This window comes from Ensifer sp. Root142 (genome assembly GCF_001426785.1).
Classification (GTDB): domain Bacteria; phylum Pseudomonadota; class Alphaproteobacteria; order Rhizobiales; family Rhizobiaceae; genus Ensifer; species Ensifer canadensis.
In genome coordinates, this window is the sequence record NZ_LMFK01000034.1 from 741,963 (window position 1) to 766,396 (window position 24,434).

At 57.4% G+C, this 24,434-nt stretch carries 18 protein-coding genes; 6 read left to right on the top strand and 12 right to left on the bottom strand.

Annotated elements, in window-relative coordinates; all coding sequences use genetic code 11:
• Positions 1-18: 18 nt before the first annotated feature.
• A complete protein-coding gene (locus tag ASD52_RS28190; RefSeq protein ID WP_057226283.1) occupies positions 19-2,502 on the bottom strand; it encodes an N-acetylmuramoyl-L-alanine amidase in 2,484 nt (827 codons plus the stop codon).
• A 46-nt stretch (positions 2,503-2,548) separates the two neighbouring features.
• Positions 2,549-3,322 carry a hypothetical protein gene (locus ASD52_RS28195; RefSeq protein WP_057226285.1) on the bottom strand — a complete coding sequence of 258 codons (774 nt, stop codon included), beginning with the start codon at positions 3,320-3,322 and terminating at the stop codon, positions 2,549-2,551.
• 1,072 nt (positions 3,323-4,394) lie between these two features.
• Between ASD52_RS28195 and ASD52_RS40420 the strand changes: the two genes are divergently transcribed.
• From ASD52_RS40420 to ASD52_RS28210, 4 genes are all read left to right on the top strand, one after another.
• Positions 4,395-4,583: a hypothetical protein gene (locus ASD52_RS40420; RefSeq protein WP_244497528.1), complete on the top strand. Its 189-nt coding sequence runs from the start codon at positions 4,395-4,397 to the stop codon at positions 4,581-4,583.
• A gap of 103 nt (positions 4,584-4,686) precedes the next feature.
• Positions 4,687-5,586 carry a hypothetical protein gene (locus ASD52_RS28200; RefSeq protein WP_244497529.1) on the top strand — a complete coding sequence of 300 codons (900 nt, stop codon included), beginning with the start codon at positions 4,687-4,689 and terminating at the stop codon, positions 5,584-5,586.
• A gap of 460 nt (positions 5,587-6,046) precedes the next feature.
• A complete protein-coding gene (locus ASD52_RS28205; protein WP_057226289.1) occupies positions 6,047-9,247 on the top strand; it encodes a hypothetical protein in 3,201 nt (1,066 codons plus the stop codon).
• Between the two features lie 305 nt (positions 9,248-9,552).
• A complete protein-coding gene (locus ASD52_RS28210; RefSeq protein ID WP_057226291.1) occupies positions 9,553-10,332 on the top strand; it encodes a TIGR02391 family protein in 780 nt (259 codons plus the stop codon).
• 27 nt (positions 10,333-10,359) lie between these two features.
• Here the strand turns inward: ASD52_RS28210 and ASD52_RS28215 are convergent, their stop codons facing one another.
• The 9 genes from ASD52_RS28215 to ASD52_RS28255 all read right to left on the bottom strand — a co-directional run bounded on the left by ASD52_RS28215 (position 10,360) and on the right by ASD52_RS28255 (position 21,189).
• Positions 10,360-10,662, bottom strand: coding sequence for a hypothetical protein (locus tag ASD52_RS28215; protein WP_057226293.1), 303 nt, complete (start codon positions 10,660-10,662; stop codon positions 10,360-10,362).
• 203 nt (positions 10,663-10,865) lie between these two features.
• A complete protein-coding gene (locus ASD52_RS28220) occupies positions 10,866-12,083 on the bottom strand; it encodes a type II restriction endonuclease (RefSeq protein WP_057226295.1) in 1,218 nt (405 codons plus the stop codon).
• 1 nt (position 12,084) lies between these two features.
• Complete coding sequence (locus tag ASD52_RS28225) at positions 12,085-12,537, bottom strand: very short patch repair endonuclease (RefSeq protein WP_057226297.1); 453 nt, start codon at positions 12,535-12,537, stop codon at positions 12,085-12,087.
• On the bottom strand, positions 12,530-13,705 hold the full coding sequence (gene dcm, locus ASD52_RS28230) for a DNA (cytosine-5-)-methyltransferase (RefSeq protein WP_277996391.1): 1,176 nt from the start codon (positions 13,703-13,705) through the stop codon (positions 12,530-12,532). The genes ASD52_RS28225 and dcm overlap by 8 nt, the downstream gene beginning before the upstream one ends.
• Positions 13,706-13,940: 235 nt before the next feature.
• Complete coding sequence (locus ASD52_RS28235; protein WP_063991868.1) at positions 13,941-14,768, bottom strand: hypothetical protein; 828 nt, start codon at positions 14,766-14,768, stop codon at positions 13,941-13,943.
• Positions 14,761-15,717 carry a hypothetical protein gene (locus ASD52_RS28240; protein WP_063991869.1) on the bottom strand — a complete coding sequence of 319 codons (957 nt, stop codon included), beginning with the start codon at positions 15,715-15,717 and terminating at the stop codon, positions 14,761-14,763. The genes ASD52_RS28235 and ASD52_RS28240 overlap by 8 nt, the downstream gene beginning before the upstream one ends.
• Positions 15,714-17,552, bottom strand: coding sequence for a hypothetical protein (locus ASD52_RS28245; RefSeq protein WP_057226301.1), 1,839 nt, complete (start codon positions 17,550-17,552; stop codon positions 15,714-15,716). The genes ASD52_RS28240 and ASD52_RS28245 overlap by 4 nt, the downstream gene beginning before the upstream one ends.
• The gene (locus tag ASD52_RS28250; RefSeq protein WP_057226303.1) at positions 17,549-18,556 is read right to left on the bottom strand and encodes a PD-(D/E)XK motif protein; all 1,008 of its coding nucleotides are present in this window, start codon (positions 18,554-18,556) and stop codon (positions 17,549-17,551) included. Before ASD52_RS28250 ends, ASD52_RS28245 begins: the two co-directional genes overlap by 4 nt.
• Positions 18,556-21,189, bottom strand: coding sequence for a Z1 domain-containing protein (locus ASD52_RS28255; protein ID WP_200954099.1), 2,634 nt, complete (start codon positions 21,187-21,189; stop codon positions 18,556-18,558). Before ASD52_RS28255 ends, ASD52_RS28250 begins: the two co-directional genes overlap by 1 nt.
• Positions 21,190-21,578: 389 nt before the next feature.
• Here ASD52_RS28255 and ASD52_RS28260 point away from each other — a divergent pair, with 389 nt between their 5' ends.
• On the top strand, positions 21,579-21,893 hold the full coding sequence (locus tag ASD52_RS28260; protein ID WP_057226307.1) for a hypothetical protein: 315 nt from the start codon (positions 21,579-21,581) through the stop codon (positions 21,891-21,893).
• Positions 21,890-22,375 carry a hypothetical protein gene (locus tag ASD52_RS28265; RefSeq protein WP_057226309.1) on the top strand — a complete coding sequence of 162 codons (486 nt, stop codon included), beginning with the start codon at positions 21,890-21,892 and terminating at the stop codon, positions 22,373-22,375. The genes ASD52_RS28260 and ASD52_RS28265 overlap by 4 nt, the downstream gene beginning before the upstream one ends.
• A gap of 809 nt (positions 22,376-23,184) precedes the next feature.
• Here ASD52_RS28265 and ASD52_RS28270 read toward each other — a convergent pair.
• The gene (locus ASD52_RS28270; RefSeq protein WP_057226310.1) at positions 23,185-24,348 is read right to left on the bottom strand and encodes an IS110 family transposase; all 1,164 of its coding nucleotides are present in this window, start codon (positions 24,346-24,348) and stop codon (positions 23,185-23,187) included.
• Between the last annotated feature and the right edge of the window lie 86 nt (positions 24,349-24,434).

Here is a 24,434-nt window from a genome sequence, read left to right on the forward strand (position 1 = left end):
TGGACTGCCGACTGAGCGTTAGCCTGCCCAGTCCGCGTTCGAACCCCGTGTGTCGACGTGGATGAAGCCGCGGGAAGGATAGCGCCCTATGCCGCCGGCGAATTCCGGATTTGACCGCCTTACCTCCAGCGCGACCTGGTGCCACCGGTCGACCGAGCCGGAATCGCAGTGCCAGTCCACAGCCTTGAACTGCATGTGCAGGCTGTTCCGCTCGCCGCCAATGCAGCCATTGTAGGCCGAATTGCGATAGCCAGACAGGATACGGATCGGAGTACCCAGGCGCTTGCGTATTTCATCGAGCATCCGCGCAGTCTGGGCAATATTGCCCCACAGATCTTCGGGCGGGAGCGCGTTCTTACGGCTGCAACTGCCACCGGGAGCATTACCATTGCCCAGGAAGAGGAATTCCGCCGGAGCGAAGTGGGTGAGTCCGAGGCCGCGAATGAAGGCCTCGTATCGGACCATGTCAAAACCCGCGCTCTCAACTCCGGCGAAGACGGCACCGAGTGCGGCGGTGTCTGCCTCGACGTTCCGGCCCATGTCCGACACGTTGAACCCTGGACGAGGATCGACATCGGCGAACTCGTAGCGATCGTTCTCGCCGCCATCGGCTCTTGGGCCCATATCCCGCGCCAGGCTCTCGGCAATTTGACGGGCGAGGTCAAGGTCAGCACCGTTGCCTGGACCCATTGCATCGGCCTCGACGGGCAGAGCGTGGCCGCCGATCCAACCGCTGGTCGTGGCCTCGGCCAAACCGAGATACACTGGAACGCTTTGACCGGTCTCCAGAGCCCCTAACTCGATTGCGTCGCCGATCTCATCCGACGCTGCTTCGAAAGCAAGGCTCTCCACCCCCGCCCCGAGATAGGTCTCGATCCCGCTGGCCAGCGCCCGGGCGATCCGGTCCCGGTACGCCACTGCAGTCAGACTCTGCTCCTCGTCTGCCCGATCCAGGAAACTGACCTCGTGCAGAACCGCGGCTGTACTGGCGGAGTGACTAGCTCCGCTGATCACGCCGAACGCTCCCTCCTTGATGCCGTCGTGATGCCCGGCATTGCGATCCTTTAGCCCGAGCTCGGCCACTACCGCTTTCTGCACCGCCAGGCACAATCGACGCGAGGCAGCCGTGTGAGTCGGATGGACGAAGGTTTCGGTGCCTTGGGCATTGTGCCCCGTTGAGGCGTTGAAATGGATCGAAACGAAGACCGCGGCATCCCGATTCCGCGCCACCGCCGCCCGATTTGCAAGAGAGGGATTTACATCCCCGCTACGTGTCAGAAAGACCCGATGCCCGTGGCTTTCAAGGATTACCTTGGCTCTTCCCGCGACATCGAAGGTGAGCGTCTTCTCCAGGGTGCCGTTTGGGCCGATGGCGTTGTTCCAACTCGACCCGCCGACCTTCGTCGGCGGTGCCGCGCCACCGTGACCGGGGTCGAGCACGATCACGCGACCCGCGGCCTCAAGGTCCGGCAAGGTCACGCCGGGGGTCATTCGAGTCGTGGGGATTGCGGCGCCAGCGTGAGCTCTGGTCGCGAACTCGAAAACGCCCTCAGACGCCATCTCGCCGATCGCGTCACGAAACGCCTGAGCCGCGCGGCCATAGCCCTGGTTCTTGGGATGCAGTTCATCGAACCAGCTCGGTCGACCACGATCCACCTTACCTCGCAGATCGACGAAGCGAAAATTGGCGAACTCCCCCTGCAATGTAAGCAGTTGTCCCGCGAACCGGTCTAACACCAGCTCAATGACAGACCGCCCGATTTCGAGGGGAATTCCTCGTTCGACGAGAGGTCCGCCGATCCAGCGACCGCCGTTCTGCGGATGCGGCACGTCATAGGCATGACCAAAGACGCGAACCGCTGGGAAGCGCTGGCGTACCTCGGTCAGAATCCGGCGATAGGCCTCTATCGCCCTGCGCAGTTCGACCTCGAGGAGCGGCACGTTAAGCAAGTCCTTGGCTTTGTTTCCATCTGAGTAGGGCAACAGGAAGCTCGCAAAGCGTCCGCCCCCGAGCATGTCGTTGCCACCACCCGAAAGGAGCATCACCTGGGCGCCCGTTTGCCCGAGAGCCTCGAGGTATTCGCGTCTCGCGGCCATGTCTCCGAGGAGGTCGCCCGCTCCGCTGAGCGAGAAAATCGCCTTGTCGTCGTCGCGGCCGAGTTGGTCGATGATGTCATCGAGCAGCAGCGGATATTGGAACCAGCTGTCGCCCTCCTCAACAATGCGAACGCCATTGAACCCGCCAGCGGTCTTGCGCCGATATGCCAGCCAACGGGTCGCGCGGCCGATCCGGTTGGCCCAGTTCATGGCCGCATCGCTTTCCAGCGCGAGCTCGGCGATTTCGCGCTTGATCTCCGGTTTGAGCTGGATTGCCGCGTCGAACGGCTTGTCCGCCTCCTCCGCAGGCTCGTACAGATCGCGCAAGAGTTGCTGGAGCGCTTCCTCGTCGCCATCGGCGACTGCGCAGTCAATCTTCCTCTGAATTTCGGCAGCAATCGACATCATGCCCTCCTTAAGCGAAAGGTCAGGAACCCCTGAACCCCTGCGTCTAATCAAGGTCCGGCAAGCTACGCACAAAAGCAGAAGAACGTTCTCTGAGCTTGCTCTCGATCAGCTCTCGCACTGCATCGAGCACCGTCTCATTCACAGACAGCCTTCCGGACGAATGACGCAATTTGACTTCGTTCGATCGAAACTTAAAAAATAGTACTTGTGTAAGATTGGCTTGAGCCGCGAGGGCGAAAGCCATCAACGTCACCAGAAACTGATCGTCGGCACCTTGCTCCGCGAGCGTAACCTGGAAGCGAGCCGAGCTAGCACGTTGACTCTCTCGATCGAATAGCGTGATCCAGGGGCTATCTCGATCCATCTTCGCCAGTGCATCAAGAGTTGTTTGGATCACTTGCAAAGCGGCAGTGCCGGGGCCCATGAGCGATGTCGCAACGCTGAGTATCACTTCATGAGCGTGCAAATCCTGGCCGTGTTCAGCGTGATCAACAAACTGCTTCGTCTGGACGACCCAACCGGTATTGGTCAGGACATCGAAGTATGCGTCGTACCACGCGAAGAGGTCTGTTGGGTCACCAACCCGTTTGTCGGCGGCCAATTGGGCGAGCAACGTTGCATTGACGACATCGCGTCGCCGCTCCTCCGTCACCCCCCGCACAAAGGAGACGATCTCCGATCCGACAATCGCCGCTTGGTTCCGCGCCGCATCGAAATCGAACGGCACGGTCTCTGCCCGCTCTAGTTCTGAGAACCGTTCGGGCAGTTGAACGGAATCAACAAACTTCAGAGCTTCATGCACAGAGCTATCAGGCATTGCTCAGCCCTCGCGCAAACGTAATGAAAAATGTAGTTGGACGGCAGCACATCTCATGGAGCGAACGGCGCTCCAACTTTAGCTAGTTTAATTACTCGAAACTCCCAGCCGAAGCCGACCTCCAAGTGTCCACTCCGACTTCTCCCGATCACCGGTCACACGTTGAGTGGATCGATTAGGAAGCAGAATTCTTGCAGTTATTCCAGCAAGAAAAAAGGCTATAACCTCTGAGTTAGAATAAACTCAAAGATAAATTGCTCCTAACAATGTTCAATGGCAAAGTGACGACGCAGATTTTCTCGCGAAATCCTTGTCGTGTATTTCTGTATAAGAGCCCCTCTCAATTTTTCCGTTAGTATATTATGATTTTCGATTTGCTAATGCAAGCCAAAAGTGCTAACAAGAACGAATAACACGCAAACTATTGATTGCAGTGGTTTAATAAACACGAGCAGATGTCGATAGGAAGTTGCGCCCCTCACCGAGACAGGGGCGAGGATAAGGACCCGGGCGCGTATATCTGGCGCAGTGCAGTCGTTCCCGCGTAACCACGCCGCTGAACCTCTAAGCAACGGCAGAGGGGGCCTCGGTGAGGGCAATAGCTTATGCCATCGCCAGCGTTCCGATCGCAATCCTGCTTGCTTTGATCCTAAAGCGTTTCCAGATCGGCGAGAGCAAGACTTTCATTGACCTGCTGTTGCTCCCCTGGGGGTCTGGGGGGTGACCTCCGGTGCGATCAGCGAGTTTTCGCCCGGAGGCGCGGCGCTGAAGTTCCGGGAAGCTGCGAAAGCAGAAGTCAAAATGTCGCCACTGACCGACGTAGTCAAGGACTCCCAGGCGATCGAATAGGGCGGTCTATCGGCGATCGAGGGATTCACGCGAGCCTTGACGCCAGGCATGCCCATAGCTCTGGTGCTGAAGCTCGGTAGACGAATTACTACGTGCCTTCCGCCGTTGTTCTCTACCTCCAGACCCTGTCGAGCTTCGATCCGGAACTGACATTGGTGGTTACGGAACGCAGGAGCAGTTTCGCGAGGCGCTCAATGCCCCAGATGCGAGCAGGCTTCTTGAATTGCCGGGGTTCACCAGTGAGGCGATTGCCGCCGACGCTACGAACGCGCTCTCAAAAATGGACGAGCTGGCGCGCAGAACACTCGTGGCACTGGATGGTGAAGGCCGTCCCAAAGGCCTCGCCAAGCGCGACGCGATCGTTACGCATCTGCTTGTCCAGCTCGCCTCCGGCATTGCCGGGGCGCCCTGAGGAGAAAAAGAGACAACGCGCACAGCGCGACGTGACAGCTCCGATTGCTCGGTACCCTTCAGTCGGAGGCGCAGACGAAAGGACGTGGATCATGCGACATGAATTGGATGCGCGTGAGTACAAGCTTCTCCTGAACCCGGATCGGTTCAAAGAGGTGTCGCCCGAGATAGTGGCCGACACCTTCTGGGAAAAGCATTTGAAGCGGCTCATCGAGACGCAGTTAGGCTCACGCAACGGCGACGAACCGCGCCACGAGCGGAGCTTCTCTGAGACAAAAGAACGCGTCGTCCGTTTCTGGGATACGCCGGACCGCATGCTCACTCGCGCCGATCTGGTGCTCCGTGAACGCTTGTCCTTCGACCAAGAGGGCAATGCAGATGCCCGGCCGGAAATCACCCTGAAGCTGCGCATGGCCGATCTGTTCGTGGTCGCCGCGGCCGAATTGCCCGGCAGCCGTGATGACTTCAGCACGACCTTCGAGGAAGACGTTGCCCCGCTTGAGGTGGATGATCCTGAACCCGGCAAGCGGTCAGTCGTAGTGCCGACAAGGCGCTCTACTCGCAGCCGCTTTGCCCGGTCGACGAGCCAAACAGCGGATTGGAACACCCACCGAACACTTGAGGGACTGAGAGAGCTGTTTCCGACATCCTTCGAGCTTATCGAAGCCTCTGGGTTGCAGCGTCCCCGCCTGACTGAGCTGGTCAGCGGTCCAACCATTCGCGAGCTTGTCTTCAAGGGTGCGCGCGTGAAGCTCGGCGCCGGCATCGTCGGAAAATTCTCTCTTACTCTCTGGTACTTCGGTGCGCAGCAGCCCGATCCCAGGGTCGCCGAAATATCCTTCAAGTGCGCAACGCTCGCCGGCGATATGCCGGGTGCGGCGGCACGACGGGCGCGCGCCCTCTTCGTCGCCATGCAAACAGACCTTGGCGGCTGGGTGAATTCAGAGCATACGAGCAAGACGGCGCTGGCTTTGCCCGGTGCATGTGGCAGACTGCTGGAATAGCCGTAGCCGCCGAAATTGCCATCCAACCGGCAGCCTGCCGCCGGCTGTTCGATATGCCCCAGAGTTGACGCGTTAGCCTCAGCCGCTACGGTACTCTCTTCGGTAGAGTTGCAGGAATAATGCTACTTGCTTATAAACACAACCATGATATAGTTCCGCTTCAATATTTTAGTCATTCGAAGCTTATCTTCAAGCACGCGGACCCTATGGTTCGCGCAGTCTGGTCTATCACAAATACTGAGCCGGTTCCGTCCAGAACTCAGGAGACTAACATGCGGCTTTTGCTCGCTCTAGCGATATGCTTTGTTGCAATGTCTACGGTTGGCGGGAACTCGTACGCGGGCACCCCGTGTAACATTCAGAAGTGCCCGTAAGCAGTCGCCGGGCGCCCACGTCCGGCGATACGTTTTAGCACCAAATTGGTCAGCACCCAGTAACCTATGGTGAAAGGTATACGGGGATGAGCGATTCATGGCCCTCGGGTGTGCCCGAAACACTGTGGAACTATGGACGCCTCCAGGTACAGGATGTGCCGCAGATCCCAATGATGGGGGTGCAGTTCGCCCAGCAGTTTGTTATCGCGTTTGTGTTGGGTTGGCTTTTCATCGCCTATTTCGCGTGGGAGCGCTTCAATACTCGCCAAACCGGCGCCCAGGACTTCCGCTATCGTGTGATGAAGGAAGTCGAAGTTTCAGATCTGGGTGGCGCCGCGGCGATGCGGCAGGCCTATCTCATCTATCTGATTACGCTTCTCTTCCTCTATGTCGCGATGACGTTCTTCGGAAAGCTCATTGTGCAGACTCTGAATGCGCTCAATGTCGTGGGAATACAGGTGGACGCGAGTTCGCTTCAGTTCGACAGTCCACAATGGCCTCTCATGCTGGCTTTCGGTTTTGCCGGACTCGCGCCGCTCATCCCGCAGCTTCGGATGGCCGAGGGCTGGCTCTTTCAACGCGCCTATCGGGCAGTTGGAATTCCGGTGAGGATCCGCGAGACGACCCGTGACATCGTCAGTCTTCTCGATGCTGCGGCCACCGGCAAGCTTGCTGAAGCGGAGAGCCTAATTAAGGATCTGACAGGTAAATTGGAAGCCATCCAGCGTAAGACCGACAACACCTGGGTCCACGAGAGCCTCAATCCCGTCAAGCTCGAGAGGGGCCTGACGCTACTGGCCCAGTTAGAACTCCTTGTCGCATGGGCAAGGGGAAGCCGTGGTACGTGGCCCGGAACCGATGTTTCGGATGCAGTGCGCGACATGGAGCAAAGCATCGCTAATCAGGCCGACGAGCTCCTTGATGGATTCGATAGGCGCATCCGGGAGCAAGCCACACCCGGCGAAGGGAAGGCCGCGCGAAGAGAGAAGTATATCGCGGAGACGCTTGGGCGGGCCCAGGAGCTGCGGGATGAGCTAGCGGCAATTCTAGCGGTTTACGTGGAGCGGGATCCGAGTTGCATGCAACCTTCTGCCAACAGAGACGGGCTTGTCCGGGTGTCTGGACTTCGAGAGCTACTGCGGAACGCCGATCCGCCGAATCTTGCCGGAACCGGCCCGGAGCTCGGCGTTCTCATAAGTATTCTAATCACGATTCCGCTCTACGCGATACTCACTTGGCAGAATCTCCATCCGCCGCTGTCGCCGCATGCGATGCCAGACAGCCTGCGCGTCGTCGTTGCGACCGCCGGATTGTATGCCCTCCTCTTCCTTTCGATTTTCTGGTTTCCGCTCCTGGTAGCCTTCGCAGTGCGTCAGTACTATTACGACGGGCGGAAGTGGATCGCCCTCGCGCGCCACGACCGGTCGGCTTACGCCGAGCAGCGCCTTGCCATTGTCGTGATGGCCTTTGTCATATCGGTTATATGCCTCAGCGGGGTTGCCGCATTATGGGCGTTTTTTATCGCTAGGGACGTAAGCGGCTTTCAGGACCTCCTTATTGGCGGTCCAAGCCCTTTTCTACTTTACTATACGTCCATGGCATTGATAGCGATTCCGCTGGTATGGCTCACGCTCATTGCGGCTGACGCCAGAGCCTATGACCGCGCAGCGATTGTCTATGGAATCTGGGGCGGGCTGTCGGTCGCGGTCTGCCAAGTGTCACACCTCGCATTTTGGTACAGCGCGCGGGCGTGCACGAGCAACGCAATCTTCCTCACCGATATCTTGGACGATGGATGCTTCTACTACTATGGTGGGCTGGATTTTTTCGTGATGCCAGTCTTGGCCTTTCTGGCCGCTGTCGTGTTCGGCAAACCCCGCCCCGCATCCTTCGCTCGCGGGGCGCGGACAGCTGCAATCCTGGCGGTGGCGCTCGCGTTGGTATGCATTCATAGCCCAGTCGCCTTAGCGCAGGTGGCCCCCATCAAGGGCGAAGTCAAGATCGGATTCCGTGCCGATGTTGAGCCATTTTCCTACAAGGTTAGTGCCGATAGTGGAATGCAAGCTGGGGATCAGCCACTGTACCGAGGTTTCCTCGCCGATCTTTGCTACTGGATCTTCGAGGGCGGCGACTTTTCAGTGGTAGAGACCGACGTGACAGCGTTTGACCGCTTCGAACAGCTTAGGGAAGGAAAGATCGATGTGCTGTGCGATCCCGTCACGATGCGCTTCTCGGAAGCCGGACGTGCCGCGTCGGGGATCTTCTCTCCCATCGTCTTCGCAACAGGTATTTCCTATCTGGAGCGTCGAAACCGCGAACTTGGAAGCGCGGTCTACATCGGCTATGTGGCGAGCTCGACGGCAGAGAATGTTGTCGAGCACTTGTGCAAGATCGATCGGTTCGGGGTCGTCCGCCCCGAAGAGCGCATCGAACTCGCCACCATCTGCCAAACAGCCTCCATGGCGCGACGGATTGCTGAGGAGGCGCGCCGCACTATTAGACGCCCTCCTTCAGGCACGCAGATGCAGTGGTACAAAGAGTGGTACGGGGAGTTCCTCAAGGACGTGGAGCAAGTGGCCAGTGAAGCGGAAAACTCCTTCCAGTTGCGACTGGCAAGGAGCAGCGCGAATTCGAAGGAGGGGACGGAGCAATTGCTCCGCATGTGGACAGAGGTCGCTCGTCGAATTCAATCGTGCCGCGAGGTGTGGAAGCATGACTGCGCTCCCGACGGGCTCCTGGAGCACTTGGGCGCGCGCTGCGACGATCTTGGGAAAGAACGAGACGCCACCCCGTTAGACGGAATCGCCTACCGGTTTTGTTCCTTCGAAACCCACACTGATCTGATCGATTGGTTCTGCAAGCCGCACACCGGGAAGGAGGTCCCCCACATGGTCTACCTCGGCGATCGCGAGATCATCCTAGGCAAGCTGCAGACCTGGAATGAGCAGCACCGTGTCACGTGCTTCGTCGAGAACGAGAACGGCGCCGGCGATCTGAGCTATGAACCCTACGCGATCATGACGGCGAAGCCCTCACAAGGGAACTCTCTCGCGGACATGCGGCGCCGGCAGGATATCGCGGAACTGGTACAGCGAAGGGTGTACGAGTTCTTCTCTTTCAGCTCGCTAGCACGTGCGAAGTTCGATACCTATTTTCTCGGGCCCCGCAGGGACCGAAGTATGTCCAAAGCGCTCGGGTATCTCTTCCTGCTCAATAGCGTCGAGGAGGAGCGGCTATTCACCTTTCCAACGCAAGAAGCGAAGGCATCTAGCCCAATTCCGCCCTGAATTTCGACTGTGTGGGCGCCTGCCAGCCGGCGTCGACCAACCGAGCATGATCTGCCGGGAAACGTTGAGAATTTCAGCCCAGTTGAAAGCATTTCCGGAGGCCCTCCCCAACGAACAACTGCGCGGAGACCGATCGGCGAGCGACCGCGACCGGGGGGTTGACTGCACTTCCGTCACCTTGAACCATATCGAACCCTGTACCCGGTTAACTCTTGCCCGATCCCATTGAGTTCCTTCAGTAAATTAGATATCCATCGTCCTGATAAGACTCTTATAGCCGGTATTCGATTGATCTGGAGTGTCGCATGAAAGAAATCCACACCGCTATCCCGGACGTGGACGCCCTACTAGCGCTTCAGCCAGAAGAACTTGCCGGCAAACTCCTGTTCTTAATGAAGGAGCGGTTCCGTAATAAGCCGGATCAACTTCAGCCATCTGAGTTTATCGCCGAAGTCATGACTGAGCCTACGGAACCCGAGGGCGGGACGGGATATCCAAGGGACAAGCGTGTGGCTGTCGCCTTTGCTTTAACCGAGGCTATGTCTTGGCTGCAGGCGCAAGGCCTGCTGGTCCCATTTCCGCCCGAGCAGAACGGTCCCGGGAAGATGCTCAGCCGCAGAGCCAATAACTTCCAATCTATCAGCGACTTCCAGCATTTCGCCCTCGCCAGCAAGCTGAACCGGGAACTCCTTCATTCCGGCATTGCAGAAGAAGTATGGCTTGCATTTGTGCGAGGCAATTTCCCCGATGCGATTTTCCACGCGATGCGTGCCGTAGAAATCTCAGTGCGGGAGGCGGCAGGTTTCGCAACAGGCGAGCACGGAGTGCCGATGATCCGGAAGGCGTTCCACAAGGATACCGGACCGCTAAGGGATCCAAATCAGGAGGATTCAGAACGCGAAGCGCTGATGCACCTCTTTGCCGGATCGATCGGGTCATACAAGAATCCCCATTCACATCGGAATATCCCGATGAACGACCCCGTTGAGGCGATCGAAATCGCCATGCTCGCCAGCCATCTTCTGAAAATAGTGGACGCTAGAAAAGCGATGAGGCTTGAACGCGAACAGAATCTGGGTGCCTGAATCAGCCGCCCAGGTTCTGCAGCCACGTTATTCGCGTGGAGACAAATCGACGATCTCAGGGATCATACGCTGGATTGCCTCGGACCACCTTTGTCGCTCGAATTTCTTCTTTTCCGAAGAAACGAAGTTTTTGTTGACCAACAAGAGATTGCGTATGGCTTGGATGAGAGACGCATGCTCTTCAGTGGTGTCGATCATCTCCAAATAAGTGATCAACATGTCCAGGCCGTCGGCCGGGATAAGGACGCCGTCGATGTTAGATTCGGTGCTTTGGCTATCCTCCAGAGAGCGCACCCATTCCTTGAGCAGAAGAGCTTGGCCAGGTACCAATCAAAATCCGACCGATTGCCTCGACCGCCTGCCGGCGGTCGTTCAGACGAACCATGAAGAATACCGGAGAAATCAGCATAGCGCCGCGGGAAGCGGGATTTCTGGAGTTCTCGACACGGACCAAGCGGGAACAGGCCAGCCGCAGGAGCTTCAGCATAGCGGTCGCAGACCGGTAGCGCTTGCTGATTGGCAACTGGAGTTGATCAGGTCTCCTGACGAGATCGCACAACAGAGATAAAGTCGGCAACGTCCATCAGCCACGCCTGCTGCGTCAGTCGATAGGTATTGTGCAACCGCTTCGGCACGACGAGCTGTAGCTTCTTGGCCTGCATCTCGTCAGTCTGGTTTTCTGATATCCCGGGCTCAAGGGTAAGAAGGTGTTTTTCCGGGATCCGGAGAGCCTCCGACAGAACCTGGCGCCAGCGATCTTTCAGCGTCGACTTGGCACCGAGCATCGTCAGCCTTGCGTCCGGATAAAGCGGATCACGATACTCATTCTGCCCCGGGAACAGAAAATCGGGCTTGTTCCGGTTCTCTGTCTCGGCGCCCCGAACGTATCGAATCTGCTGGGCGGCAAAAACTGCCTCAAGATGATTTTCGAGTGCCTGCCCCGCCCGCGCCTTTCGTCGGTTCTGTACGCTCAACGAAAACGCCAGAAATCCTTCAACGTCAGCGTCGCCAGCCGCACCAAAGCCGCTGCCAATACGTGCGGCGACGATACGCCGTTCCAGCCTTTTGAAAAGCTGCTCCTCGCGATCCATCCATGAGATCAGCGCAAGGTCCGGATTATCTGCAGCAGAAACCTCCGGCATTGATGTCCGTGCAAGCTCGGAGAACACGCGTGTTTTCGGGAAGTCGAGACCGAACCGTTCGATGAGGCTATCAAGCCGATCGGCCTCAGGCTCTTCCGGCTCGATCCCCAGCTCATCAAGAATATAGCGCGCTGCAAAATCGAGTTCGGCGCTATGTGCGCCATCGATCTCCTGGAATGTGAAGGCGAATTCGGGCTGCTCCTCCAGCGCAAACAACCAGAGAAGCTGGTTCTGGATCGTAGCAGAGGGCGTTACAACGACGAGGATCGAGCCATCTTGCTGCCAAGCCAGAAACAGCATGTCGCCAGGCTGCATAAGCTCGGTGACGGCGTTTGAGGAATAGTAGAGGTGATACTCCGGTGCGCGCGGCTTTCCTTTGCGCACGTTAGACCAGCTCATGAAGCCCTCTTCCGCCAGGGCCTCCTGCTCGCCGGAGATCCAGATGAAGCGTGTCGCGATACCTCTGCGATCATCGTCACCCAGAAGCCGGCGAAGTGGTCTCGTGCCCTGAAACTCGTGCTGGTTCGATTTGTGCGTGATGGTTTCCACCAGCGTCAAACGCTTGGCGACGACTCCGGTGAAAAGATCTGACAAAAGCCCGCGGCGCATTCTATCCTCCCCTGATTTCCAAGCGCGGCTGGTCAGACTTCAGCCACTCAGCACACGACCGGATGACATCCTCGAGAGGCAGTCGTGTTTTACCCTTGAGGGCACACTCCCACACAATCGCCTGGCGCCAACCGGCCTCTGTCAGAGCTGCATCAGTCCGCTCATCGACGGCCCGATTTCGCGCTATTTTTGCCTGCCAGAACTCCGGGCGGGTTGAAGGCCATTTGAACAGGTGGCACTCGTGGCCATGCCAGAAGCAGCCATGCGCGAATATGACCGCCTTGTAGCGCGGAAGGACAATATCCGGCTTTCCGGGGAGCGAGCGATCATGCAGCCGGAAGCGAAACCCCAGTGCATGGAGCCCTTTGCGCAGCAGAAGTTCCGGCTTCGTGTTGGTACCACGGATACCTGACATCATCCGGCTGCGAACTTCAGCCGTGACGATGTCAGCCATGCGCGCTAACCGGCTCCCGATCGGGGCGGGTTACAGTCACAGGCGCTGCCATTGAGCGACTGGCGCCTCTCAGCAATGCTGACTCAATGAACGGCTTCATTGCATCGGCTAGAAACTCGACAACCGGAACGACCACGGCATTACCGAACTGCCGGTAGGCCTGGGTATCCGAAACTGGTATTTTCCAGCGGCGATCGCCCCGGTCAAAGCCCATCAGACGGGCGCATTCCAGGGGTGTCAGTCGACGTGGCCGCTTGCCAGGTTGTGCGACGAGAATTTCCGATCCGTCCTTGTAGTAGCGGGCAGAGAGCGTCCGCGTCACATCATCAGGGCCAAACAGACTGTATCCGAACCCGTTACCTTTCGAATTGTGCTTTTCCTTGTAGGCCTGCAGGTATTCCCACAGGCGTGGGGTCAGGGTGTATTTCGGATCGACCTCGTCATGCGGATCCAGAATACTGCCAAGCTTCGGTCCATTTGCCGGAAGCTTGAGTGACTTCAGATCGAAGTCGGTCGGCTCACGGAAACCGACAATGAAAATACGTTCGCGGCGCTGCGGTACCCAGTGCTCGGAGCTGATCACCCGTGTCTGAACGTGATAGCCAAGTTCATTCGTCAGAACATTGATAATCGTCGCGAATGTCCGACCCTTGTCATGACTTTCGAGGTTCTTGACGTTTTCGAGTACGAACGCTGCGGGTCGATGGTGCGCGATGATCTGGGCGGTGTCGAAGAAGAGCGTGCCCTGCGTATCGCAGAGAAAACCGTGAGGCCGACCGAGTGCGTTCTTCTTCGACACGCCAGCGATCGAAAATGGCTGGCAGGGGAAGCCGGCAAGCAGGATGTCATGCTCGGGGATCAGATCCGGGTTTTCGGAATATTCCCGCACATCACCGGCGAGGCGATGATTGTCGCGAAAATTCAAGCCATAGGTCTTTTGGGCATTCTCGTCCCACTCCGAGGTGAAGACGCAGTGTCCGCCAATGCCCTGAAAGCCGATGCGAAGTCCACCAATACCGGCAAACAGATCGATGAACCGGAATGAGATTGGCCCCTTGCCGGCACATCTACGATCGGCAAGGTCTTTCAGCACCCTGAGCGCGAGGTCAGTCGGGCGCCCCTCGCCGCTGACATAGCGGGCGGCGGTACGATCGGAAACTGAAATCAAGGATGCAGCCTCAGCTGATGTGAGACCGGCGCGCTGACACAAATGATTGAATTCGTTCTCGTCCGGTTGCGCGTTCTGCACGAATCACCTGCCATTCTCTGGGTCATTTTTTGACAGACTGGCAAAAAAACTCCCGGACAGCAAGTTATGTTCTGCAAACGTTCTGAACTTACCACAGAAGATGCGACGCTCACGCTGTCTCAACCGGACGCATACGTCGATAAAGGACTGAAGGTCATCCCGACGATCTGGTCCTCCAGAGTGACCACCCTTTCTTTCGAACCGGGGCAGTCGCCCCGTCTGCCGCTCCAGATACCCCTGCATCCGGGTTAGCGGGGATATCCAGCGCGGACGAAGCAACGATCGTCTGCTCCGAGGCGGCGTTGAAAAATTGGTCCACTATGTCTGCAAGGTCGTCTTCATCCAGAAGCGTCAGGGCCTGAACCTCGTTTCGCACGCGCAGTCGCAAGGTTGCCTGACGCATGACAGCCTCCATGCGGGGCCGCCCGATGCGGCTTGCCGCGCGAACCCATCCCTCTGCGAGAGCAAGTGACAGAACCGGGTCCGCTCCAATGCTCGGACGTTCGGTTATCTGGACGAGCGCATCTTCTGTCAGCTGGTCAACAAGACCCCAGCGATCGGAATGGGATTCTCCCCGATCCAGGGCCTGGGCACGCAACCATGCCCTTTGAAAGCAGTTTCGCACACCGCCCAGATAGCGTTCTCTCGACGTGCCAAAGCGCCAGTGCACTATGTCGGGAGCCATGGCGACGGCGATAAAACACCAGACATCATCACGAAGTGCTTCACCTGAACTGAACTCGGTCAGCCCTGCGATCCAGCGCGTCAGGGCCGAATCGTACTCTCCAAAGCGGTTCTTCCTGTCCTCGGCACCAAAGCCAAAATCACCGGCGAGAGCGACAAGCTCTTTTCGCAGTTCTCGCAAACGTGTGGCGTGTATGACAGATCCGCCGGTTGCGGCGAAGCGTGCTCCGTTCGGGAGCGTGTCGGCCGAAAAGCCTGGCCAACGAAATCCGTCATTTGCAAGCATCTCATCAAGCATTTGCTGGGCTGCTGCACCGGAAAGGCGAGGCATCAACGTGATCAATGTCTTGTACCTGCTGATTTGCGAGCGCTTGTATCGATGCCCGGAACAGGCCGGGGCGCTGTTCCAGCAGCGATTTCGCGTAACGGACGTCGCGACCAGGAAATGCCAGCTTCAACCAGAATTCTACCTGCGCGCCGATAGATCCTTGCGCACAGGTTTCGAGAATGAGAGCTGCGTCCGGTTCACGAAGCAGACTTTCGCCGACCTGGCTCATGACATCAGCCATCAGAATGCGCAGGACTTCAGTATCCTCGGCCTCAATCCGTGTAATGAGGTTCTGGTGGCCGCTGCTGAGATAGAGACGGATGGCACCATGGAAGTCACGTGACCAGTCACGCGGAGACCATTCCAGATACCAGGGTGCAAAGGCAGCAACGCCGGTCAGCAACGAGGAAAGGTCAGCGACCTCGATAGGCAGCCGGGGCTCCTCGCCCTCAAGCCTGATCCGCGCGGTGTCTCGCCAGACCCGGTCACCTTTCCGCGATGGTGAAAGATCGCTTCCGGTACCGCAATCATCGGCAAGTGTAATATCAACATGCAAATCAAGAACCGAGGACAGCTGGCTTCCATCGACGATCACCTCCAGAAGGGTGACGGGATGGTCGGCGTCGAGAACCCGGTGTTCCCTGGCGATAATTGAACGAGACAGACGTCCCTGACCGCTGCCTATGCGTAAAATGACAGCCAGTCTCAGATCATCAGCATCTATCTCAAGATCGCGCGCCGCTGTCGCGAAGTCGATACCGAATGATCGACTTAGACGAAGCGGGATCGAGGCGTCCCAATCCGGAAGCCACTCGCCACTGTCGAGGAGCTCACCGTGGCCAACGGCGATCTTCCAGTCTTGCGCCAGTACCGAGGGATCCTGAAGGGTGAGGAAAGGAAAAGCAATGCGCCGGCTCATCCGACCTCCGATCCGATGAGTTCAACGTCCACAGTCACCGCACAATCACGAGGAACCTCCGCAACGATCTCGAAGCGGCCTTCGGCTTTTCCGAGATCAAGCCTTGAGGATCCAGACGAAAGCTCGCCCCCGGAAGACTGCATTCTTACAATTTCCGGACGATCGAGTGACGGATCCCGCTTCGCTGCAACACCATCCATCGTAATCGAGGCATTGGCGACAAGGACAAAGCCGGAAGTGCCGTTCCCCTGGACAACATCTGTCAGGAATACCGCCAGCGTTCGGCCACCCTCCCTGACAAGCCGGTCGAAAACAGGACGAGACACTCGCGCCGAACGGCCGGAACTACCGCCAGCGCCTCCGCCGTCTCCACCAGGCCGCACCGGCCCGGCTCCGTCGCCACCAGTACCGGCCAGTGCACCGCCCAATCGACCGGCCACACGAGCAAGCGGCGGTGCCTCGAACCTGCCGGAGATCCTGGAGGGGCCAGCTTCACCCATTTCACGTGCTGCTGTTTCGAGAGTGCGCAATGCAACGTTTACGAACGTTCTGGGGTGCCCTCTCTCCATGTTCCCGGAGACCCAGTCGTCATGCGCAGGAGGTTCAGACCGCGCGAAAGCACGTTCGACTTCGTCCTCACGGTCAACGAGGAACACCCCGGCCCATTCAAATCGCTCATCGGGGAGTGGTGTACCCTCAAGATAACGAACCACCAGTTCTACCGGTCGCATGAGAGCGATATGATGCGCGGAAGCAGGAAAAAGGCTATCCCCGGCCACAACTGGCCGTCTCTTTCCTCGCAGGCCTTTTTCCAGAGCAAGGTTGCCAAGATGTTTCACGGGGCGCTGGCACGAAACAGGGCGGACATCGTTACCTTTGCCGGCACGGGCCGCACGCATCGCCTTGCAATAGAGATCGAGAGGAGGAAACTCCTCGGGTTCAGGGATCTTCAGCTCGTCTTCCCCGACCATTACTCTGCAGGTAAAGCGTCTTTTTTTCGGGGTGGTTCTCATCATTCGTGGCCAGAAACTCCACAGAAGGCCCTCAACGATCTTTTGACCGATGACCGCGAGCTCCTCGCCATCCGTCTGGAGGTCGAGGATCATGATGGATGTGCCCGACTGGTTCTCCTCACGCCCCGGAAAGCCGATCGCTGCGGCCAGCTGGGCAGCCTGTTTTCCACGCGCTGGATCAGCAATTCCGTCACTGCGATCGGCGACACCCCACCAGTGACGGCCGGTGAACTGCTTTAGCATTCTTCTTTCTTCAGTCTCGAAGCGAGCGCCGATGTGACACCCGATGAAACGCCGTTCACCCTCCTCAGTCAGGGTATCAACAAGGATAGTCCGGCACTTGCTCGCGCCATAGAGAGCCGCCTTGCCGAAGCCATAGGTCCCGCCGCCATATTCGGTGTCGCGTGGCGTGCCGATATTGCGAAGGAAATGGATAAAATCGGTCCTGTTCGTTCCGATCGGGATTTTGTCGGCCCGGGTGGGACCACCAAGTCCTGTCGTTCCGAAGTCGCATATCTCAAGTACGACCGAATTCTTTGTCTCGAGGAAACTCGACAGACTCTGGTGGGACCTTGTTTCAGCAGGAAGCTCCGCCAGCAGCTTTTCTCTGCAGCACCGCATTTCAGCCGCGTTGAGACGCCTCAGGCGCAGCAGTATCTCCGGTCCTGTGCCAAGCTTGGCAGCATCGGCGATGTTCTGCACGGACTCACGAATAACAGTCTGTAGCTGGCTGAGTGCCGGCGTTCCCAGAAGACGAAGAAAATTCTCTCCGATGTTTCCGGTGACGCCGTAACTTTCACTGTGGAGGCTGAGGCGGGTCATGGCAGGAACAGATCCTCGACCTCACGCGCGCGGGATGTGTCCAGTCTGAAGGGACCGGCGAAAGCGAGGTCAGTTGTGTAGGTTACATCAGAAATGCCCGACGGCGTGATCCCTCCGGGAAAAGAGGATGAGACCAGCCGGGGAAAGCCATCTGCGACGGCATACAGGGTTTCCCGTTCGAGCCGGAACGAAGCTGTATTCCAGAGCGGATCATCGATGTCGTGGCACCCGACCGCTACCAGAAGCATTTTGACCTCATCCGGCTGGCTGGCGGCGTCCAGCACCGCATGACCGAGGCTGGAGATCGAAAGCATTGCCGCTTCAGCAACCTCCAGTTCAAAATGCTGTAAGAAGAGCAGCCCTTCTGCCGGCTCCGAAAGCTGTTCGAGACCGTTGATGGTGATCCTGGTGCGTCCTTTACCCAGACACACCTTCACTTCGAGCGAATTATTAGCCCGCATGAAGTCATGTCGGGCCATTGCCGGACCACGCCAGCTTTTCCAGGCATCAGGAGACCTGTCGAGCAGGCGCTTGAGGACAAGCAACTCTCCTACGAGCCCGGCAATCTGTTCTCTGGATACATCGCTCCCGGCTGGGCGGACAAGGAGCGCCCGGAATTCTGCTATCGTTGCTCGGGCAGCATCCAGACAACGCGTACCACTCTCGACACTCGCGAGGATGTGTCCGGCAACCTCGGCAAATACGCTATCGAGATCACGCTGAAGGCAGGTCAGATCAAGGAACCGCTGTGGCTTGCCTGCTGTTCCAAACACCGAAACACGAACGTCGAGCGCGGGAGCGCCCTGAACAACGTTTCCCTTTTCTGCGGTTCCGAGTGGAAGCAAAAGACGAGCCTCTCCGTTCTGCCCAAGTGCAAAGCGGACAACGCCCTGACCGGTCGTAACAGACGAGGCTTTCGTCGGAATTCCGAGCCCGGCAGGCTCGTTCCCGCCCGCCCGCAGTACAGTCCACGCCGCCCGGGCAGTTTTTTCCCCGATGTCCACTATGCACGTCCCCCGGCTGTGGCCCTGCCTTCCTCGGCGTCGATCAAGGCAATCTCGGCAGCTTCTTCCGCCTCCATTCTTGCGACGTCTTCAGTCGAAAGAGATGGAAGGTCTACAGCGACAAACTCACCACCCTCAGTCACGCTGCCAGGAAAGACGATGCCAACGCCCAGCACATCTTCGATCGCATCGAGTGAAACGCGCGTACTTCCTTTATTCATTGGGGGCGACTGGCGGTCGATCGGATATAGCAATAGCAGCGGGACCTGTCCCAACTCGCGCTGACGCAACTGCTTGAGCTCTTCCCAGCCTTCACTCGAGGGTGCAGCCCCTTCGCAATCCAGCCACAGGTCGGTTTTGGACATAAGCGCCTTGATATCGGCCGAAGGCCCCTCTTCATCGAGGCGCGCGCGATTGACAAGGCCGGCTTCAACGACCGGACCAAGAGGTTTGTCCGCAGCTTTACCTTTACCGGATGTCACGACCGCAACGTTCCACAGTGCCAGTCGCGGATCTGCCTGTTTCAGAAATGGCAACAGGACGTGTGCCTGAAGTTCACCGTGGTCGGGGTGAAAGGCATATTTCTGGATGAAGTCCAGCACGAGCTCCTTTGGAACCTTTCTCCAGAGTTCCGGCTGTCCCTGCACTTGCAGACCTTGCGCTGTTGCAGCCTTGAGGAGGCCTCCGCCCGCGGCCCAGTTGCCGTTGAGCACGTCGCGATTCCGGTGATCGAACCGGAAGGTTTGCCGATGCGTTCCCCAATAGCTTATTGCTGCAGTCCTGGCCGCACGCATCTTGGTGGCACTGGTGATAGCCATCCCCGGGATCGCACGGATGCGGACGGCGATATCCATCGGGGTCTTGTTTTCAAGATGGTAGCGGCCGATGTCTTCTCGTATCTCACGCTCGACCCTTGCCAGCGCCCTGAAAGCAAGCTTGAGATCCAGCGGCATCCAGATGCGGGGCAGGTCCTCGTAACCAGCACGATAACCGAACCAGCGGCCCATCTGCAGGAGGGTGTCATACTGTTTGGCACTTCGGAGAAAGTAGCTGACCATAAGACCGTCGAGGGTGAGACCACGTGCAAGGATTGATCCGCCAACGACGATGTATGTCCGGGCCGGAAGTTCATAGTTGATCCTGCTGTCGCTCGGGCCGTTCTCAACGGGAAATTCAAGTGCTTCCAGCACCTCCGGCAAATGCACAAAAATCTGTTCGAGAGTAACGGGCGCGGCTGACGTGATATCAGAAGGCAAACGGCCTTGTTCACTCGTCCACACCGAAGCAAGCTGCTTGCCAGCCTCGCTTTCCGGGTCCGTCAGCGTCGAACGTACCGAGCTGACCCATTTTTCTATAGCCGCAGCAACCTTTTCATGCGCCAGAATGTAAGCAGACGAATGAACGAGCATCGTCATATGCTCTCCGCCATCGCCGCGCGCGCGTCGCGCTGCACAGCAGGCAAGATAATAAAGTATGGCATTGACCAGCGTCGGCGCTACCTCAGGCTGGAATGTATCACGCCCGGCGACACTGGCCGGCTGCATTGCCGTCGCGTCAGCATCGGGAATGTCCCGGATCATGTCGAGTGGCTCATCTTCAGGGCGCACATTTTCGGGATCATCGGGGATACGCCCAAACAGCTTTTCCGTACCGAAGTAGTTTGGTGATGAAGGCAATGCCGTGATGAAGTCACGAGGATAGAGATCGTCGAGGTTATTCCCGCCCCGCACATCCTTACGGAACGGATCGACCAGAACATTGGCAAACGGGGTCGCGGTGTATCCGATATAGGAGACAGCCGGGATCATCGCGAGCAACTCCCGGATGTGGGCATTGATCGCAGTTACATCGAACTCTCCACGCGCGCTGTTTACACTTGCCTGATCACACTCGTCATCAATGACGAGAACGCGCAGGCGTTTCAGCGCCATCGGATGTGTCCCCCTGACCGCGATCTTGAGCTGTTTCAATGGTGACGGGTTCTTCTTGACAACCGCAATCTGGGCCTTGTCGGTATGCGCCAGGAAGCCTCCCTGGGGTGGGGCCCTGAAATCCAGGTGCTCGACATTCGGAGTCAAGGGGTGCCAGTCCAGTGGATGTCGGGAGACCAGATCCTTATACATCCGCATCTGGGTCTGGTAACGAAGTTTATTCGTCAGGCCCGCCAGTACGATGACCGTGTCGTAGCCGGCATCCAGCGCCTTTGCGATGACCGCAGTCATATTTGCGGTCTTGCCTGACTGAACATGACCTACAACAAGGCCGCGGCACTGGAAGTCTTCCTTGCGGGGATTTTCAAGCAGCGACACGACCTCGCTGGATGCTTCGTCGATTGTCTCGACATCGTTCTCATCAAGACCTTTCGCGATGAGATATGCACGAAGCGCCGGCCAGTGTCTGTCGCTTGGTTTTGCCCCGAAGTACCAGCGGTCACGCTTTCGCATCACCGAGTGACGATGAAGAATCTCGACATCTTCCATCTGGCGCGCAACGATGGTGCGAGCCTCGGCTATCTCCTCTACCATGCGCTCGGCAAAATCGGGTATGAACGCCGACATATTTGCGACGACGGCTGCCAGGGCATGATCGAGTTCGGGGTTGCGAGGAAGCTGGACCAGAATTTCGTCTACCAATCTCTCAACCTGTGGACCCGGCATTATATTCCCTCTCGTTGCATTTCTTTGCATCGGGAGACCGAGGCTCTTCCAGCTGGCCTGATTCTCCTCCCTGCGGCCTCGCAACGTATGGGTGAATCGTTGAAATAGTCAAAACAGATATGAGCAAATAGCCGGCTCTAATCACAGCTTGACCAGTTGATCGTCTCCTGGATCTGTCTGCGATATTTCAGCACGCTCCTCGAAGTCGAAATCAAGCTTGTTTCTGCCGCCTGTATTATCGTGGGCTGGAACCGCGGGGAGAAATATTCAAGACTGGAGCAAGGCCCCCGATCGTCCGGTCGAAGCCCTCTAACAGGTGCGATACTTGAGCGGAGCTCGCAATTGACGAAAACAGGAAGCAGTATATGGCACCGCCCAAAACCATTCGATCCGAGAAAATTGGCAAGGTAACGTTCGACCTGGTCGAACGGGATGGCCGATTTTTCGGATTGGCAGACCGAAAGAGAGTTTCCGAGGAAGCCGATGCTGACACAGCGTGGCGAATTTTGTTGCAAACTGCCGGGGAGGCCATGGGTCGATATGCCGGAATGGATGGTGCGAAGAAGCTTTTCCTGCATTATTATCCTGGCGGCTTTCATAGTGATGCATTCAGTGAGCGGCCCTACAAGATCAAGGCCAAGCTGAACTTGGAAAAGACCAGCTCGCTTGAGAAGCATTGACGGGAGATGCAGACCCGGAGCAAGTCCTGTCAGCCTTCCGGGCGACAAACATGTTGTTTTCGATAGAACAGGCGAGGGTCCAGGACGTCCTCCGGAGCAGAGAGGCAAGGAATTTCATTCAAGCGGCCGCGATCTTCGCAGAAGGCGACAGGAAGCGATCGCTGGGAGAGCTTGACCGGATCCTGTCCCCGTTTCAGGCAAACAAGTGGACGATTGTGACTTATCTGCCCTTTCTCTGGAAACCGTCAGAACACATGTTCCTCAAGCCGGAAGCAACCAAGGATTTCGCTGAGCGGATCGGGCACCGCTTCGCAAGCCTTTACCGCCCTGAACTGGACCTACGTGTCTACGAAAGTCTTTTGGACCTTACGGCGGCAGCAAAGCTGGATCTCGCGGAGCTCGAACCGCGAGATAATATTGATGTTCAAAGCTTCATCTGGGTAATAAGCGGATCGTACGACGGGGAGCAGCCCAGGACCTAGTTTCGCTTGGTGGCGGGAACAGCTCCCGATCCCACTCCCAATTATAACAGTTCAGTTCGACACCGGCTTGCGATGGAAAGCGCGGAGGGCCTCATTCGGAAAGCGGCCAACGCACAGTGAACTTATCTCACTGGCAAATGGAACCGGGGATAACTCGCTAAGCGACTTAGGAAAGTTGAAGTCTTGACGAGACTATCCTCATCGCCTTGAACCAATTCGAACTGCCGACGCGTAGTTTAACGAACCGCACGCATTGATTTCTAACTAGAATCCGGTCGCACCAGTCTTAGCAGGGAAACTGTGAGTGTCGGCGGAAAATGTAGCTACCTGCGACTTAGCCGTAAGCGGGTAGGCCATCCCACGTAGCGCGGTATCGAAAGATCGCTCATTTTCGGCATGAATCATGCGGAGAAACCTCACATGGGAACCTCTGTGTCAAGTTAGTTAAAACATGTCGTCATCCTCAAAGTATCGGTTCCAGGTTCCAAGCCCGTCTGTGCGACACGGCTGAAACCTCACATGGGAACCTCTGTGTCAAGTTAGTTAAAACATGTCGTCATCCTCAAAGTATCGGTTCCAGGTTCCAAGCCCGTCTGTGCGACACGGCTCGTTTCGCCGAGCCTCATCCACCTCACATACGGTCGCCGTTTATTTCGGCTGCACCAACATCCCGCTTCCGGCGGGCAGGGCTCAGGTCGACAAAACCATTCTATGAGACGGCATTTCGCCAAAGTTTCTCTCGGTCGTCGGCCTGGAACCACCAGGGTTCATGAGGCCTTGGTGGTATCTTAAAGGGGAGAGTGAAAGCGTTATGCGGTCTTCATCACGGCGCCGTCGATGATGACCCCAGAGCTGACGTACTTCCAAAGTGCGACCAACAGCTTGCGCGCCAGCGCGACGATGGTCGTCTTCTTCATGCGACCACCATTATGTTCAACACGCCCCCTGAACCATTGCGCCAATGCCGAATCCGGCTGATGCCGCAACCAAAGCCAGGCTAGCTGGATTAAAGTCGTGCGCAGTCTCGGATTGCCTGCTTTCGACACGCCCTGTTCGCGGTTAATCGAGCCGCTTTGCCAAGGCGTCGGTGCCAATCCTGCATAGGCCGCGACCTGGCGGCGGTTGTCGAAAGGCCGGAACAGACCTTCCGACCATAGGATGTTCGCAAACTCCGCACCAACGCCTTTGATCCCAAGTAATATCGCGACCGGCGATGGTTTGGTCTTGTCTACCCGTTGCTCCGCGATAAGCGCGTCACGCTCATCCTCGACTACCTTGATTTGCTCCATAACCAGTTCCAACCGGTCCAGCTCACGGGCAATCTGAGCTTTCATATGTTGTGCCAACATATGACCGTCACCTGTTTGCAGTTCCTTGAGGCGCTGGCGTCGATCTTTCTGAAGGGGCTCGTAATCGCTGATACCCTGCGAGAAAAGAAGCCCCTTTATCCGATTGACGTGCCCGACACGTTCTACCATCAGCGCTTTTCGCTCCCGGCCGATCCGCCGCCGGTCTTCCTCTTCATGGGAAATGGCCCGCACCATCGCACAGACGCGCGGTTCCTTCCTCTTGAAGGCCAGCAGAACACGCAGCAGCGCCTCACCATCGACACGATCCGTCTTCACGCGCCGCCGGCGGCGAGGCGTAGCGATTGAAGCCGCATCAACGATGTGACTTTCGATACCTTCTTTCTCGAGCGATCGGTGGACCCAAAAACCATCGAGACCAGCTTCCTGGATCGTAATGATCGGATAGATCTGTCCGGTTCTGGCTCGGCTTCTTTCCTGCAGCTTCGAGAACAACTCAATTAGACCGACAATATTGCCAGCTGCTACCGAGTACTTCGACATCTTCTCGCCGTTCCCCGGTGACAGCGACGTGATGAGCCATGTCGAACGCGAAAGTTCCAAAGACAGAAATATTGCGGCAAGATTGGTTTGGACGGCGGTCGTCGGGATATCGGTCTTAAGCATCGCAGTCTCCTCAGATTAGGTGGTTGATCGGACGACCACTCATTCTGCAAAAAAACGGCGGCCGTGATCCAGCCCATGGGATCTAT